The following is a 14,723-nucleotide window of genomic DNA, read 5'->3' as shown; positions in this document are numbered from 1 at the left end:
TCGTGGCGGAATAATCCACTATAGACACAAGCTTGTGAGTGTCAGTATTGCCGGCATAAAAAAACCGGCGATTAACGCCGGTTTTTTACAGTGCTGCTGGTTTATTTCAAGCCAACGCCATAGAACGAATTTAAGCCAAATGGGCTGATCTTAAAGCCGGTCACTTCTTTGCGCATTGGTTGGTAAACCGTTGAGTGTGCAATTGTGGTGATTGGTAATTCCGCTTTAATAATCGCCTGCGCTTTTTCGTAGATCTTCACGCGTTCAGCTTGGTTAATGGTATTGCGGCCTTTCAGTACCAAACCATCAAACTCTTTGTGGCACCATTGGGCATAGTTGCTACCACCGATAGCGTCGCAGCTCATATTTGGGCCAACCCAGTTATCAGGATCCCCATTATCACCGGTCCAGCCAATCAACATCGCATCCGCTTCACCTGCTTTCGCACGTTTGATGTATTCACCCCATTCGTAGGTCACGATTTTTGCTTTGATACCGATTTTGGCCCAGTCATTCTGGATCATTTCGGCCATCAATTTAGCGTTCGGATTATACGGACGCTGTACTGGCATCGCCCACAGTGCGATTTCCGTGCCTTCTGCCACGCCAGCCTTTTTCAAGAGCTCTTTGGCCTTGGCAGTGTTGTAGGCAGCGTCTTTCAGGGTTTTATTGTGCGACCACTGAGTTGGCGGGAAAAGGCTGGTCGCAGGCTGACCTGCGCCTTGGAATACGGCATCAATAATCGATTTTTTATTAATCGCCATGTCGAGAGCTTGGCGCACTTCCAGCTTATCAAATGGCTTGTGTTTTACGTTGTAGCTGAGCCAGCCAGTGTTAAAGCCCGCTTGGGTAGGTACCGTGAGCTTAGGATTGGTTTGCATAGCTTTCAAATCAGCTGGTTTTGGATAGGCCATAACATGGCACTCGCCTTTTTGCAGCTTTTGGTAGCGTACTGATGCATCCGTGGTGATCGCAAAAATTAGCTTATCAACTTGGACATCGCCTTTACGCCAGTACTCTTTGTTAGCGTCATAGCGGATATTGGCGTCTTTTTGGTATGACTTAAAGACAAATGGGCCAGTACCGATTGGCTGAGTATTCAATTGTGTTGCTTTACCCGCTTTAAGCAGGCTGTCGGCGTACTCGGCAGACTGGATAGACGCAAATGACATCGCCAAGTTTTGTAGGAACGCAGCATCCACTGATTTGAGTTTCATGCGTACAGTATTGGCATCAACTTTTTCAATGGCAACCAGATTGCTGTCCATGCCCATATCGGAGGCGTATGGGAAATCAGTTGGTGCGGCTTTATTAAACGGGTGATTTTTATCCGTGAAACGGCTGAAAGTGAAAATCACATCATCGGCATTAAAGTCGCGTGTTGGTTTGAAGTATGGTGTGGTGTGGAATTTCACGCCTTTGCGCAGCGTAAAAGTGTAGGTCAGATTATCTGAGCTCACTTCCCATTTTTCGGCCAAACCCGGGCGAATTTGGGTTGAACCCGGAGTGAATTCAACCAGACGATTGAAAATCGTTTCGGCAGAGGCATCGAATGTGGTGCCAGTTACATAACGTGCAGGGTCAAAACCTTCTGGACTACCTTCCGAGCAGTAAATCAAAGTGCCTGCCGCGCTGGCTGTACCAGCGATCAGGGCGATGGTGCTGCCGAGTAATAAATTGCGCATTTTCAACGTCATATTTTTTCTCCACACGAGTGCGACGCACTCTTACATTGAGTTGGACTGGTTAATCGTAGACGGAGCAGCTACGCTCTGACATTCGGGTTATCCCGCACGTATTAGCGCAGAAAAGCTAGGCTGAGCCATTTAGTAGATAGGCGTTTCCAAGCTGACATGCAATGCAAAGCTCAGGTTGGCTGGGATAGGCGGAATTGTGTGACCGGGATTGCGTACTTGGCTAGCTGCGCGCTAAATAGCAAAGGTGAACGGGCGAGGGTGTTGCTGGAGCATTCAGGCATATACATGCCAATGTATATGCCTGAATGTTAATGTAAATCTATCGTTCTGATATATACCTAGTGTTTTTTGCTCATAATGAGCATGGCGTCGCGGCCATGCCCTTTCGTGAGCACCGGCTGTGGTTCACTTTTCAGAAGTACTCGGTTGCCCTGAAGTAGCTTAGCGATGACCACGTAATCCAGTTTGGGGTTGATCGCCGCAGGATCAAAACGCAGAACGGCACCGCGTGGGCTGCCTTTTTCTAAAATCTGACTTTGTTGTGCGACTAACTCGCCTAATTTGTCGTTTTCTTGCACATAGAGCTCGACTACTTGCTCTGTGCCCGGCCTTAAGGCGCGATCGAGCCAACTTACTTTGGCGCTGATAGTTTCTACGGCTTGATGAATTACTACGCCATAGAGTGAGAAGTTTTGTCGCACTTCATCCAAGTTGGTGCGTAGTAATGCAAATTGCTGCGCGGCCTCACTGTTGGCTGCAAACGGGCTTTGGCTAGCAAGCTGGGCGAGATACACTCGCTGACTATCGCGACCTAATTCAACGCTATTGGCTGGCGGTGTCATTTTGGCAAAGTGGGAGCTAGGTACCACCAGCAAGGTGAGCAGGGGCGCTTGTACGCCTTGCGCATCTTGGTACACGTATTCCAGTTGATGCGAGGCGATCTTGCCATATACCGGAATATCAGTCCCTGCTTTGGCCGTTAATTTGACGTCTTTGGCGAGCCAGCGTTCTGGTGGAATAAACACAATCCCGCTGGATGCATCGCGGATTGGGGTGAGGGGCTCGCTATCACGTGAAGCGCTGCAATCCTGCGCCATCGGCTTTTCACCGTGTAATAGCTGTGCATCATCGCCTTTGAGCCAGACGCTGTATTCCCCATTACTATATTTAGCGCCAGAAGCGCTGATCACTTGCGGTAATTTCAGGCGGGTCGGCCCATCGACTGGCTGATATAGGCCACGCTGCAGCAGTACTTGATCTTGCCCCACGCTGCTCACCTGGAAGATCTCGCCACTGGCACAGCGGAAAGTGACATTGAATTGGGCCCAAGCGGCAGAACTAATGAGTAGACAGGAAGTAAGTAACAGTCGTTTCATGCTAAATCCAGGTGGGCGAGGCTAAAATTGCGCTTCGCCGGTAAAGGTGGTCGGTGTTGATGGTGCTTGCAGTAGATCTCGCGGGATAGCCAGAATCAGCAGCAATTTGCGAATGGGGTTTTGATTTTGTAATACCAATTCACTCAGTTCAATGCTTTGTTCATCTCCCAGACCACTGCCAATGACTCCCATGGCGTCAACGATTACAGTTTGTTGCTCCAAGGTGAGGATGTCAGGGGTTGCAGCCAGCTCGGTGATGAATAACTCACATAGCGCATCGGGGCCGCGGGCGATATTACTGCGTTGCAGCTCTTCAGTCAGGGTATTAATGCGGTTTTGTTGATGGGCATATTCTGGGCTATGCGCCTGCGCCATGCGCAACATAGTGCGGGCATTCAGTAGCTCGGCATCGAGTTGTGCTTTTTCGGCTTCTAGAGTTTGGATATGCAGGTTGGTTTGTGCCGCAACTAATTCCAGAATACGTTTGGGGCCAACCTGCAATAGCTCGGCAACACTTTCGGCTGGCGAATGGATACGATAGCCGCTAAATTGCAGCACTTGTTGCGGGACATCCTGCCGGATTTGTCCCCCATCTTCGACCATTCCATAGCGCATTTTTTGGCGTGAATCGGCTGTGAAAGCGACATAGCAAGTGTCTATAAACGGATGATGAGCAAACCAGCTATGCAGCATTGGATGCTGCCCCAATAATTCACCCATCCGCGCTGGCGTTGCAAACAATAATTGCAAAATACGTTGTTGCCGCCATTGCTCCGTGGTCAGCGCAATCGGAGCGGGCCAGCGTGCGGTGAATTGTGCCGCATGGCTTTCTGCCCAATATACATAAGGCGATAGCCGCTCCTGATATTTGCGAGCCAGCTTAATTGTCGGGCTGGCAATTTCGACCAGCATATCAACTAATTCAGGGGCGGCTTTCGGTGTTGCGGGTGTTTTTTGGAACAGATTTTTCAGTGCGGCAAACATGATTTAGGGGTTTTTCGCGTATAGCGTCGATTCATCGGGTGGCGTCAATTGACGAACCACTTGAGCGGGGTTGCCTACTGCCAGTGAGCACGCAGGGATGTCACGGCTAACAACGCTACCAGCGCCAATCACGCTGTGGTCACCAATAGTAACGCCAGGGCAAATAATGGCATTCGCACCAATCCAGACATTGGCTCCAATCGTGATGGGTTTGGCCCAAAATGCCCATTGCTGGCGTTCAGTCGGGTCGACGGGGTGCGTACCGGTTTGAATTTGAACATTGGGGCTAATCAGAGTGTGATGCCCAATGCTGATCGGGGCTGCTGCGGCAATTTCAACATTGACGTTAATAAACACCTTGCGCCCAAGGCTAATTAATTTGCCACCGACAATATTGAGTTTACCGTTAATGATGACTTCATCGGCTTGCGCAAATATTTCTTTGAGTAGCGCTGTACGTTCATCTTTCTGCTCGTTATCTAGCGAGTTGTAGCGATTGATCAGCTCGTGCTCGGTGGACCTATCGTGCTTGCCGATGTCCTCAAATGCAAATTTCCGAATATGGCTTGACATACCTGCTCCGTATAAGCAAATGCTAATTCAGCGTATAATACCCATCCGCACAGTATATGCCAGCTGTGATTGTAAGGATTGGTGTTTTTAACACCGGGGAGCAAATTGCATGATGAAAAATTGGGGCGTGAAGACTCGTTTAATGGCGGGTTTTGGTTTGGTCTTGGTGCTATTGGTAGTGGTAACCCTTGCTGCATTATTGGGCTTGGGAACGATAAATCAGAAAATTGATGAGCTAGTCAGCGAGCGCTATCCAGCCGCAGTTGCCGCCAATGAGTTAATTACCGTGGCCTACGAAACGGACTTGCTATTTCGCAATGCCACTTTGGCAGATGATTACGATGAAATGGATAAAGAGCTGAAAAAGCTCGATACGCTAGATAAAAAAGCCGAAGTACTCATTGGCAAACTTAAATCGATGCGGTTAGATGCGCAATCTACGCAAGATTTACAAGATGTAATGCGGCAGAGTTTGGCCATCAACCAGCAAAAAACTGCACTATTGCGTCAGTTACAACTCGATCGAACAACCGGTGCCGCATTCATCAATAATACCTATGCCCCCGTCAGCAATGCTTATCGGGATGCCGTAGGAAAACTGGTGCAACATCAAGGCACAGTCATGGATACCGGCAAACAAGTGGTTGCCACTAGTGCGACGGCCGCATTTAGCGTGATCTTAATTGTTGCTGCGGTGGCGGTGGTCGTTGGTCTGTTGCTTGCTTGGGTGATTGGCAATCAGGTTATTCGTTCCTTACAGTCAGCCGGTGAGGTCGCAGAAAAAATCGCGGCTGGTGATTTAACGCATGATTGGCGCGGCCAAACTTTGGGGCAGGATGAGCTGGGAATGTTGCTATCCTCGTTAAAGAAAATGCAGGATAACCTAACGCAGATTATTGGGCAGATTCGCGATAATTCGCATGATGTGGCACACGCCGCGCGTACCTTGAGCCAGGCGTCGCAGCAGATCCATGCTGGTACCGATGCGCAATCGGCTTCGGCCAGCAATATGGCGGCTGCAGTGGAAGAAATGAGTGTCAGTATGGATCAGGTGGCCCAAAACTCGGTTGATGCCGAAGAGCTCGCCCGTAATGCGGGGCAGCTAGCCAAAACGGGCAGTGGCGATGTGATTGCTGCCGCGCATGAAATGCAGGCAATTTCGGGTGAGGTTGGTAGTGCAGCGCAACAAATTACCGAGTTAGGGCGCAGTATTGAAGAAATTGGCAGCATTGTTGTGGTGATTAAAGATGTTGCAGATCAGACCAATTTGCTGGCACTTAATGCCGCGATTGAAGCCGCTCGTGCGGGTGATTTGGGGCGCGGCTTTGCCGTGGTGGCTGATGAGGTGCGAAAACTTGCCGAGCGAACAACTCAATCCGCCTCGCAGATCACCGCCATGGTGGCCACGATACAGGGCAGTGCCCAAGATGCGGTTGTTAAAATGAGTAATGGCAGTCGTCGAGTGGGTGAAGGATTAACGCTAGCTAATCAGGCCAGCGACAGTATTGGCCGGATTAATGCTAGCAGCTCTGATGTGATGCAATCGGTGTATGGGATTACCGGTCAGGTGCAAGAGCAACGTATGGCTGCGCGTGATATTGCGGTCAATGTTGAGCAAATTGCGCAAATGGCGGAAGAGAATTCGTTGGCGGTACGTAATATGGTTGATTCAATTTCGCGGCTTGAATCAATGTCTGGCCAGCTCTCACAAACTGTTTTGCGTTTTAAAGTGCGCTGATTTACGTTCGGTAGTTACAAAAAAATGGATCGCGATGCGATCCATTTTTTTGTGGCACGTAGCCTTAACGAAATTGACTAATTGAAGCTGCAATTTGATCCAACGGCAAAATGTCGCGCGTAGCACCATGGCTAATAGCCTCTTTGGGCATACCAAACACCACGCAGCTAGATTCATTTTGGGCAAAGGTTTTTGCACCTACATCGTACATTTCACGTAGCCCGCGGGCCCCATCATCGCCCATGCCGGTCAAAATATAACCCACGGCATTGCGTCCCGCTGCGCAGGCTACGGAGCGAAATAGCATATCTACCGAAGGCCGATGCCGGTTAATCAATGGGCCTTGCAGCACTTCTACGTAATATTGCATGCCATTGCGCCGTAGCAGCATGTGGCGGCCACCTGGGGCTATCAACGCCAACCCTGGCTCAACTCGATCTTGATTACGTGCTTCGCGTACTTCTATCTCGCATAAGCTGTTTAAGCGGCTGGCAAAGCTGCCGGTAAATTTTTCCGGCATGTGCTGTACGATCACCAAACCCGCACAACTTTTTTTCAGCTTAGGCAGGATGACTTCCAGTGCCTGCGTGCCACCAGTTGAGGTGCCGATTGCAATAACTTTGGCAGTAGGTGGAATGCGCTGTAGCGGGTCAGGCGGCGGCATAATGGCATCTGCGTTCAACTTAGGCGCACCCATCCGTTCCTGAATGCTTGAATGAGTTGAGCTGGCACTCGCGGCAGCGCCAGTCGAAGTGCTGCGTGATGTCGATTGGCTTAGCGATGAAAACCCGGAATAGCTCATTACATCCCAATCCTACTGAGGCGTGCGCAGTCAGTGCAGGCAGTATGCAATCGCTGCGGCGCGGTGATTGGAGGCGTCGGCATTGAGGTTATTCCTTGGTGGCTTGTCTCTGTTTAGCGGAATCAATTTGGCAACATGGCTTACTTATCGTGATAGCAGACGCGCACCAGATCTGCCTAGCAAACTCTGGTGCACATTTGATTGCTTATCCTTTTTTACTAACAATCCACACTCCAGTTAGGACGATCCCCGCTCCCAGCCACTGGATAGGCGTCAAGCTTTCGCCCAATAAGCCCAGACTAAACACGATGGTCAGCACGGGGCCAAAACTGCCCACCAATGCAGTTCGGCTGGCACCAATTCTTTGCATTGCGGCGTTGGTCGCATAAATTGGCAAAATAGTCGAAAACACGGCCATAAGTAAGGCGTATAGCCAAACGATGCTGGGTTGTGCAAATAAAACAGCCAAAGGCCGAGTGGCCAGATATTGTAAAAACATGGCTAGGCTAGACACCGTCAGCGCTAACTCCGTAAAGCGCATTGAGCCTACTTGCTGGATCACTTTAGGGCTGAGCGCCATATACAACGCAAAACTCACAGTGCTGGCGGCCACTAACGTCACGCCAAGCCAATCCGCTTTCGCGTTGAGCAAGTCGGGCCACAATACTAGTACCATTCCACAATAACTAATTGGCAGTGCAATTTTGATTCGTGATGAAATTGGGAAGCCAAAAATCAGTGCGCCAAATAGTACGGTAAAGGTTGGATAAAGGCATAAAATCAGCCGCTCCAAGCTAGCGCTCACAGTTTGTAAGCCTAAAAAATCTAATGTGCTTGATAAGTAATATCCAAGCAGGCCCAAGCCCAATAAGGCCCATTTTTGCTGGCGGTTAAGGGGCGCGCTGCGGCGAGGTTGCCAAAATAGGATCAACTGCAGCAAGGCCAAGCTGGCAATCATGCGCATTGTGACCAAGGTGATGGCATCAACGCCATGCCGATAGGCGAGTTTGACGAAAATGGCTTTTGCAGCAAAACCGGTGGCCGCAAATATGGCAAGCGCAACGCCTATTTGGAATGAATTAAAGCGTGCAGAAAGACGTTGTAACATCAGCTTCTCCTTGGTGAACGAATTAGCACCGAGGAGGGATCGCCTGCCGCGGTGAGGAATCCGCGGTAACGATGCCAAAACAGGCAAACGCTAGCGCGCAGGCGCGACTAGCTTCCACGCAGCAGCGTGGGCATGTAGGGCAATCAGGTAATCGGTATGGGCTTTCATGCTTTGATCATGCCTTCCTTCTTTGTAAGCCGTCAACTGGGCTTGCTGTAACCAAATGTTCTCATATCGACTGTGTTTGTCATCGCTCAGTAAAAACGCCAGAATGTCGCCAGCATAGCTAGGAGTACAGATGCGCTTATTCAATGATTTTTCGCTTTCTGCGCTGGTCGCGGGTTTTGTTACGGTCTTGGTGGGCTTTACCAGCTCGGCAGTCATTGTGTTTCAGGCGGCGCAAGCGCTGCATGCCACGCCCACGCAGACTGCGTCTTGGATGTGGGCCTTGGGTTTGGCAATGGGGCTCACGTGTATCGGTCTTTCTCTGCGTTACCGCGTTCCCGTGGTGACAGCATGGTCGACCCCCGGTGCCGCGCTATTGGTGACCAGTGTGGCGGGGGTGAGTATGCCCGAAGCCATCGGCGCATTTATTGTATCGGGTGCACTGATTTTATTGATGGGGTTAACTGGCTGGTTTGAGCGTGCAATGCAGCGGATTCCCATGGGGCTGGCTTCCGCGATGCTGGCGGGGGTGTTACTGCGCTTTGGTTTTGGGGCATTTACGGCCTTGCAAAGCCAATGGCTCTTGGCTTTGAGCATGATCATGGTGTATTTGCTATTAAGGCGTTGGCAGCCACGCTACGCAATAGTTGGGGTATTACTCGTTGGGGTTTTATTGGCCGCTATTCAGGGGCAATTACATCTAGGGGGTATTTCGTTTGCCTTGGCGCAACCGGAGTGGACGAGCCCCGAGTTCAGTTGGCAAAGTCTGGCCAGTGTAGCGCTGCCCTTATTCTTGGTGACGATGGCATCGCAAAATGTGCCTGGGGTGACCGTGCTGCACGCGAATGGCTACAACCCCCCGATATCTCCAATTATTAGCTGGACCGGGCTGACGACCATCGTGCTTGCGCCGTTTGGGGCGTTTGCGATTAATTTAGCCGCAATTACCGCGGCTATCTGCATGGGTAAAGATGCACATGAAGAGGCAAATAAACGTTATGTCGCTTCGGTCTGTGCTGGGTTGATGTATCTATTGGTTGGTATTTTTGGCGCCACGGTGGCCGCACTATTTGCCGCTTTTCCCAAAGAGCTGGTCATGGTGGTGGCGGGTTTGGCTTTACTGAATATTATTGGCAATGGTTTGGCATTAGCGGTGCGAGACGAGCAGCACCGCGAAGCGGCAATCATTACTTTTGTGGTGACTGCGTCTGGTTTGACGCTGTTTGGCATTGGTGCTGCATTTTGGGGTTTGATTGCGGGTGGGATTGCGACGCTGGTGCTGAAAAAATAACAGCCCAGATTACTGGGCTGTGGATACTTTAGTTCTGAATACGACGGCGTCTAGACGCGATTAGGCCTAACAAGCCAAGGCCCATCAGCGCGTAGGTTTCTGGTTCAGGTACGGGCGCTACTTGCACACTCACATTGTCCAATGCCGCACCCCAATAGGTATTGCCATCGTTCGTTGGGCTGACAAATGACAGCGTCGTCTGATTTGCCTGTGCAGTAAAGCTAAAACTTTGTTTGCTCCAACCCATATTGCCAAAAGAGTGGCCTACGCTATTGAACAGGAAGGTCTGACTAAAGTCACCGGCGTTAACGGCAACACTTTTCACAGATTGTCGATCGGGATTTCCCGCCAGATCAAAATTCACTGTGTAACGTTGGCCGGCGATGGTGTCGAATGTTTGTGCTAACCCGCCAAACCCTGCGCCATTCAGATCAATAGACAGTCGACCATTGGAAGATTGCCAGAAAGATTGATTAATCCAGTCGACGCTATGCCCAAGAACTTGCCAGCCAGTAATAGCCGAGCTGCCAGCGCCAATGGTATCGAATGCCGGCGTTCCACTGAATGAGCCTAATTCAAAGCTGCCATTTTGAAATGCGGCGGCGTGACTTTGTCCCGCCAATAAAATCAGCAAAGAGAAAGCAATTCGTTTCATACTTTAAAACCCTGTTAATAAGAATAAGGTTCAAATTTTAGGCAATAAATCGAATATGACAATGGAATGCTTTCTTTTTTGGAAAGGATTGTGGGCTAATTCACATGGAATTTTTGTTGTCAGAGCAAGATACTAGCAATATGCCGAGATCAAGCGGTAGGCTAAGCTGTATTCGCTGGGTAATTCTGGTAAGGCATTGATTGAAAACCACTGTGCATCTTCAATTTCACCAGCCTGGCAGACAATGTCCCCCGCCACATAATCAGCAATAAAAGCCAGCATCAATGAGTGCGGAAAAGCCCAGCTCTGGCTACCAAACCAGCGCAGATTGGTAATCTGCACGCCAACCTCTTCGAGTACTTCGCGATGGGCGCATTGTTCCAGTGATTCACCTGGCTCAACAAAGCCAGCGACTGCGCTATACATGCCGGCACGAAAATGCGGTGAGCGTGCGAGCAGAAATTCTTCACCGGCCGCACCACTGCGCCGGATGAGTACCATAACGGCCGGAGATAGCCGTGGCCAGACGCGATGGCTGCAGGCGGTACATTCGCAAGCGGCTTCGTGCTCCAGCAAGCGGGTAGCCGCGCCGCAAACGCCACAAAAGCGATGGGTCTGATAAAAGCTTGCCAGCTGGCTGGCTCGGCCTGCCAGCAGCCATAGCGTGTCGCCAATGAGGGCATGACTTGCGCGCAGCTCCAGCGCTTGCAAGCTTGCCGGTAGCGTGAGCACGCCAGTGGGCCAATACATTAGCTGCACCGCTTGACCTTGCCAGTAGCCAATAATCAGCATGCGCTCTGCTGGGGGGAGGGTTGCCAATTGCGCCGCATTAGCGAGCCCACTTGAATTGCATATCAGAGTATTACCGTGTAAGGCAATAATGACGGTTTTTGGGTCAATATGCTGGATAGGGGTATAGGCTGGGGTGAAGTCGTTCGGTAGCATTGGCAGCCATCGTGATGGGCTCGGAGCGAGCAGGAGTGGTCTAGTTTACCAAGCCAGACGCTTTGCCGCGAATCTGGCAGCAGAAATGCACTTGTGCAACTGGAATGGTTTTTATGCTTGTCGCGTAAATTAAACAATTCTGTAATGTTAGCCCTTTAGAATCAGTGTCATACCTGCCTAATTGGCTCGATACTAACAAGTGAGACTGAAGATGAAACGTACTGCCCTGATCGCGATTTTGCTCGCGGCTGCCACTTTTAATACTGCTCAAGCGTCTGATGTTGCCTGCGTTTGGGGTTGTTTGGCAATGAAAACAAAAGCTGCGCTGGACGCCGATCCAAGCCTGAAGCCGTTCGATATTCAAGTGAAAGCAGTTGATACCTACGACGTGAAACTGAGTGGTTCAGTGAACGAAGGTGAGCAAATGGCACAGGCTGGTATGATTGCCGAGCAAATCAAAGGCATCAAATTTGTCTTTAATGACATCATGCCAAAAAACTAAGTCTTAGCATGTATGCAAAACAAAACCCCGCACTGCGGGGTTTTGTCATTTTGGGGTATTGTTGCGGCTGGGTGAAATTGGCTTTGGGTTAAGCAGTATGCAGCCGTGGTTCGTTTATATTTTGCAATGCCGTGATGGCAGTCTGTACACCGGCGTGGCCGTTGATGTGGCCAAGCGTTTTGCGGCGCATCAGGCTGGCAAAGGCGCCAAATACACGCGCGCGCATCCCCCTGAGTCTATTGCCCTCACGCTGCCGTGTATTAATCGCAGCGTGGCGCAAAAAATCGAATACGCCATCAAGCAGCTTAGTGTGCAACAAAAGCGCTGCTGGATTGCAGGCGATTTAACGCAGTTGGCTGGGCGGTTTGCACAAAATGAGAAGGGTATTTGGCTAGAGCCTTCTCCTTGTTTGGTTTTTGAAGATATACCTATTGTCGTTGTTTCAGATCAGCTTTAATGCTGGCAATGGCTGCTTTGCCTTGCGGGCTAAGCAGCTTTTCAAGTTTGCTATAAGTGATTTCAACCTGATCGCTGCACACAAACATAGCATGTGACACAAATGGCATAAACATCAGGCCAGTTTTGCTGGGGGATACATTCCATACGTCTTCATCTGTGCCAATGTTTTTGCACTCATCATCGGCGTTTTTTTCCCAAGCCTGCACCAATAACTGCCGCAATGGTTTGTTGGGTTTGGCAAATTGGCCATCGAATGTCACCGCGGTGCTGTTAAACCATTGCCAAACATTGATTTCCTCGGCTTTGCCTCGTTGGAAAGTTTGGTAGTTGGTGCCGTAATTGGGGTGGGCACCACCGCAAAATTCATTGCTATTGGTTTCAATGACATACCAATGTGCGGTGAGCAAGCTCAGCTTGCTCTGTTGGCTCAGATTGCCCGCATAACCGCTATACACCAGTGCGCTACGCAAGCATTCAAATTGTTCTTGCTGATCTGCTTTGAGCGCTCGGACGACTTCAGCGTTCAGTTTGGGCTGCTCTGAGGCGGTGGCAGCCACCACAATTCGGCTGATCCGGTTGTCTTCGTCCGAGGTGTCTAGCCAAGCTTCGAGATAATTTTGCCCATCGAATTGCTCGACTTTACTTTTGATTTTGGCCGGTGTTTCTAGTGCACGATGAAATTCATTACTCAGGCAAGCCTGATCTGCATCGCCTGTGCTTGGAACAGGGTTAAGCTTAATCGACAGGCTTTTACCTTTATCCCGCCAAGTGCCTTGCAGCACACCATCTTTACCCACTGAGACATTTTCCCATTTGGCTGCACTGCCATTTTCTTCCCACTGACTGATGGCTTTGGGGGCTTTATCGCTGAGCGATAGCCCAATTGGAGTGAGATGTTTTTGGTAGTAATACAGGCCGCGCGAATTGTATTCATCGGCCTGAAGGCAGGCGGTGATGGGGTAGCTGCCAATTTGTCCGCGCCAAACGCCTTCCCAAGGCTGTGCTGCTTGAGACAAGCCAGAGACCATTAATAAGGTAAACAGAGCAATAGGGCGCAACATGATGTGATCCAGATAAATTGGGTGGCCACATCATGGCAAATGCTGACAACTTTGTAATCAGCTGCGTGGCTTAGTGTTGCATGGGTGTGGATCAATCAGTCGGAGTCGATTAAGTCACGTGGCGCATCCAGTGCGGTGATGGTTTTGCGTAAATACAGCACCAACAGTAAACCGGGAATGGCGACAATCGCCGAGAAAACAAAAAAATGCGCCCAACCAAGTGCGACGACCAAATAGCCCGAAGCAGGGCCGACATACACACGGCCAAAGGCAGCGAGCGCTGACAGTAGCGCAAATTGCGTGGCGGTAAAGCGCGGATTACACAAGCTCATCAGCAATGCGACCGCTGCCGTTGTGCCCATGCCGCCCGCCAGATTTTCGCCGCCAATTGCAAAATACAGCAGCGGCAAACTCGGCGCGCCGTGCAGCGCAATCAGCCAGTAGCCTAGATTAGTCAGCGCCTGTAGCACGCCAAACACCAGTAAGGAACGATACAGCCCCCAGCGCACCATCAGCACCGCGCCGGCAAAGCCGCCGACGATGGTTGCGATCATGCCAAACACTTTATTGGCCGAGCCAATTTGGGTTTTCACATAGCCCATGTCGAGTAAAAATTTGGTCGACAAGCTACCGGCAAACGCATCGCCCAATTTGTACGCCACGACCAAGACCAACAGTAAAATCGCACCATCGCGGCTGAAAAACTCGTGCAGTGGCTCGATAATCGCTTCACGTAGCGATTTGGGTGCTTGATGCTGAACGTCCGGTTCGGGTGAGAATAACGTGACCAAGGCCATGGCCGCCATAATCGCCGCCATTACCCAATAAGTTTGCTGCCAGCTCAAAATGCCATCGGCCAGAATCAGAGCCAGCGCACCCGAGGTGAGCATCGCCATACGGTAACCAAATACGCCTACCGCAGCACCCGCGCCACGCTCGGTTTGATGCAGTGTTTCGGTACGGTAGGCGTCAATCACCACGTCTTGCGTGGCGGAGAAAAACGCCACCAGTAGCGCCAGTACGGCAAACGTCGCCAGATGCGTTTGCGGATCGAGCCCGCCCATCGCGGCGATTGCGCCCGCCAAAGCCAATTGTGCCAGCAGCATCCAGCCACGGCGACGCCCCAAAAACGGCATCGGGAAACGATCAATCAGCGGCGACCACAAAAACTTCCAAGTATACGGCTGGCCGACCAAGGTAAACCACGCGATGGTTTTAATGTCCAGACCGGCATCTGAAAGCCACGCCTGCAGTGTTGAGCCAGTGAGCGCCAGCGGCAAGCCCGAGGCAAAACCCAAAAACATCGCCGCAGCGATGCGGCGATTATTAAAAACCGCAAGATAGTGATTGATATTCATGGGTATATT

The 14,723-nt window shown here is 50.7% G+C and carries 15 protein-coding genes; 4 read left to right on the top strand and 11 right to left on the bottom strand.

The features are described 5' to 3' along the window. Positions 1–101 precede the first annotated feature (101 nt). The 4 genes from HZU75_RS07380 to HZU75_RS07365 all read right to left on the bottom strand — a co-directional run bounded on the left by HZU75_RS07380 (position 102) and on the right by HZU75_RS07365 (position 4,630). Positions 102–1,697: an ABC transporter substrate-binding protein gene (locus tag HZU75_RS07380; protein ID WP_180308487.1), complete on the bottom strand. Its 1,596-nt coding sequence runs from the start codon at positions 1,695–1,697 to the stop codon at positions 102–104. Positions 1,698–2,035: 338 nt separating this feature from the next. Further along, a complete protein-coding gene (locus HZU75_RS07375) occupies positions 2,036–3,073 on the bottom strand; it encodes an MliC family protein (protein WP_180308486.1) in 1,038 nt (345 codons plus the stop codon). A gap of 21 nt (positions 3,074–3,094) precedes the next feature. Next, positions 3,095–4,057: a hypothetical protein gene (locus HZU75_RS07370; RefSeq protein WP_180308485.1), complete on the bottom strand. Its 963-nt coding sequence runs from the start codon at positions 4,055–4,057 to the stop codon at positions 3,095–3,097. 3 nt (positions 4,058–4,060) lie between these two features. After that, a complete protein-coding gene (locus tag HZU75_RS07365; RefSeq protein ID WP_180308484.1) occupies positions 4,061–4,630 on the bottom strand; it encodes a sugar O-acetyltransferase in 570 nt (189 codons plus the stop codon). 109 nt (positions 4,631–4,739) lie between these two features. On the opposite strand from HZU75_RS07365, the gene HZU75_RS07360 reads away from it, so the two are divergent. Further along, on the top strand, positions 4,740–6,368 hold the full coding sequence (locus HZU75_RS07360) for a methyl-accepting chemotaxis protein (RefSeq protein ID WP_180308483.1): 1,629 nt from the start codon (positions 4,740–4,742) through the stop codon (positions 6,366–6,368). A 64-nt stretch (positions 6,369–6,432) separates the two neighbouring features. Here HZU75_RS07360 and HZU75_RS07355 read toward each other — a convergent pair whose 3' ends face one another. The 3 genes from HZU75_RS07355 to HZU75_RS07345 all read right to left on the bottom strand — a co-directional run bounded on the left by HZU75_RS07355 (position 6,433) and on the right by HZU75_RS07345 (position 8,590). Further along, on the bottom strand, positions 6,433–7,170 hold the full coding sequence (locus HZU75_RS07355) for a chemotaxis protein CheB (protein WP_180308482.1): 738 nt from the start codon (positions 7,168–7,170) through the stop codon (positions 6,433–6,435). A gap of 205 nt (positions 7,171–7,375) precedes the next feature. Beyond that, positions 7,376–8,278, bottom strand: coding sequence for a DMT family transporter (locus HZU75_RS07350; protein ID WP_180308481.1), 903 nt, complete (start codon positions 8,276–8,278; stop codon positions 7,376–7,378). A 90-nt stretch (positions 8,279–8,368) separates the two neighbouring features. Then, the gene (locus HZU75_RS07345; RefSeq protein WP_180308480.1) at positions 8,369–8,590 is read right to left on the bottom strand and encodes a hypothetical protein; all 222 of its coding nucleotides are present in this window, start codon (positions 8,588–8,590) and stop codon (positions 8,369–8,371) included. Here HZU75_RS07345 and HZU75_RS07340 point away from each other — a divergent pair. Beyond that, positions 8,577–9,734 carry a benzoate/H(+) symporter BenE family transporter gene (locus HZU75_RS07340; RefSeq protein WP_180308479.1) on the top strand — a complete coding sequence of 386 codons (1,158 nt, stop codon included), beginning with the start codon at positions 8,577–8,579 and terminating at the stop codon, positions 9,732–9,734. The genes HZU75_RS07345 and HZU75_RS07340 overlap by 14 nt on opposite strands. A 28-nt stretch (positions 9,735–9,762) precedes the next feature. On the opposite strand, the gene HZU75_RS07335 is transcribed toward HZU75_RS07340, so the two are convergent. Together HZU75_RS07335 and nudC are read right to left on the bottom strand one after the other, a co-directional pair. Further along, positions 9,763–10,389, bottom strand: a complete 627-nt coding sequence (locus tag HZU75_RS07335; RefSeq protein WP_180308762.1) for a choice-of-anchor C family PEP-CTERM protein — start codon at positions 10,387–10,389, stop codon at positions 9,763–9,765. Positions 10,390–10,521: 132 nt separating this feature from the next. Further along, entirely contained in the window at positions 10,522–11,334 is an 813-nt protein-coding gene (gene nudC / locus HZU75_RS07330) for an NAD(+) diphosphatase (protein WP_180308478.1), read from the bottom strand. A gap of 211 nt (positions 11,335–11,545) precedes the next feature. Here nudC and HZU75_RS07325 point away from each other — a divergent pair, with 211 nt between their 5' ends. Then, entirely contained in the window at positions 11,546–11,836 is a 291-nt protein-coding gene (locus tag HZU75_RS07325; RefSeq protein WP_180308477.1) for a BON domain-containing protein, read from the top strand. 97 nt (positions 11,837–11,933) lie between these two features. Continuing rightward, positions 11,934–12,293, top strand: a complete 360-nt coding sequence (locus HZU75_RS07320) for a GIY-YIG nuclease family protein (RefSeq protein ID WP_180308476.1) — start codon at positions 11,934–11,936, stop codon at positions 12,291–12,293. On the opposite strand, the gene HZU75_RS07315 is transcribed toward HZU75_RS07320, so the two are convergent. Together HZU75_RS07315 and HZU75_RS07310 are read right to left on the bottom strand one after the other, a co-directional pair. Then, positions 12,265–13,356, bottom strand: coding sequence for a hypothetical protein (locus HZU75_RS07315; protein ID WP_180308475.1), 1,092 nt, complete (start codon positions 13,354–13,356; stop codon positions 12,265–12,267). The genes HZU75_RS07320 and HZU75_RS07315 overlap by 29 nt on opposite strands. Positions 13,357–13,451: 95 nt before the next feature. Further along, complete coding sequence (locus tag HZU75_RS07310; RefSeq protein WP_180308474.1) at positions 13,452–14,714, bottom strand: AmpG family muropeptide MFS transporter; 1,263 nt, start codon at positions 14,712–14,714, stop codon at positions 13,452–13,454. Positions 14,715–14,723 lie beyond the last annotated feature (9 nt).

This window comes from Chitinibacter fontanus, assembly GCF_013423785.1.
GTDB classification, from domain to species: domain Bacteria; phylum Pseudomonadota; class Gammaproteobacteria; order Burkholderiales; family Chitinibacteraceae; genus Chitinibacter; species Chitinibacter fontanus.
This window is presented reverse-complemented; position numbering and strand designations above follow the sequence as displayed.

Coding starts and splice junctions, on each gene's coding strand:
- HZU75_RS07380 (WP_180308487.1), bottom strand. CDS start 1,697: ATGACGTTGAAAATGCGCAATTTATTACTCGGCAGCACCATCGCCCTG.
- HZU75_RS07375 (WP_180308486.1), bottom strand. CDS start 3,073: ATGAAACGACTGTTACTTACTTCCTGTCTACTCATTAGTTCTGCCGCT.
- HZU75_RS07370 (WP_180308485.1), bottom strand. CDS start 4,057: ATGTTTGCCGCACTGAAAAATCTGTTCCAAAAAACACCCGCAACACCG.
- HZU75_RS07365 (WP_180308484.1), bottom strand. CDS start 4,630: ATGTCAAGCCATATTCGGAAATTTGCATTTGAGGACATCGGCAAGCAC.
- HZU75_RS07360 (WP_180308483.1), top strand. CDS start 4,740: ATGATGAAAAATTGGGGCGTGAAGACTCGTTTAATGGCGGGTTTTGGT.
- HZU75_RS07355 (WP_180308482.1), bottom strand. CDS start 7,170: ATGAGCTATTCCGGGTTTTCATCGCTAAGCCAATCGACATCACGCAGC.
- HZU75_RS07350 (WP_180308481.1), bottom strand. CDS start 8,278: ATGTTACAACGTCTTTCTGCACGCTTTAATTCATTCCAAATAGGCGTT.
- HZU75_RS07340 (WP_180308479.1), top strand. CDS start 8,577: ATGCGCTTATTCAATGATTTTTCGCTTTCTGCGCTGGTCGCGGGTTTT.
- HZU75_RS07335 (WP_180308762.1), bottom strand. CDS start 10,389: ATGAAACGAATTGCTTTCTCTTTGCTGATTTTATTGGCGGGACAAAGT.
- nudC (WP_180308478.1), bottom strand. CDS start 11,334: ATGCTACCGAACGACTTCACCCCAGCCTATACCCCTATCCAGCATATT.
- HZU75_RS07325 (WP_180308477.1), top strand. CDS start 11,546: ATGAAACGTACTGCCCTGATCGCGATTTTGCTCGCGGCTGCCACTTTT.
- HZU75_RS07320 (WP_180308476.1), top strand. CDS start 11,934: ATGCAGCCGTGGTTCGTTTATATTTTGCAATGCCGTGATGGCAGTCTG.
- HZU75_RS07315 (WP_180308475.1), bottom strand. CDS start 13,356: ATGTTGCGCCCTATTGCTCTGTTTACCTTATTAATGGTCTCTGGCTTG.
- HZU75_RS07310 (WP_180308474.1), bottom strand. CDS start 14,714: ATGAATATCAATCACTATCTTGCGGTTTTTAATAATCGCCGCATCGCT.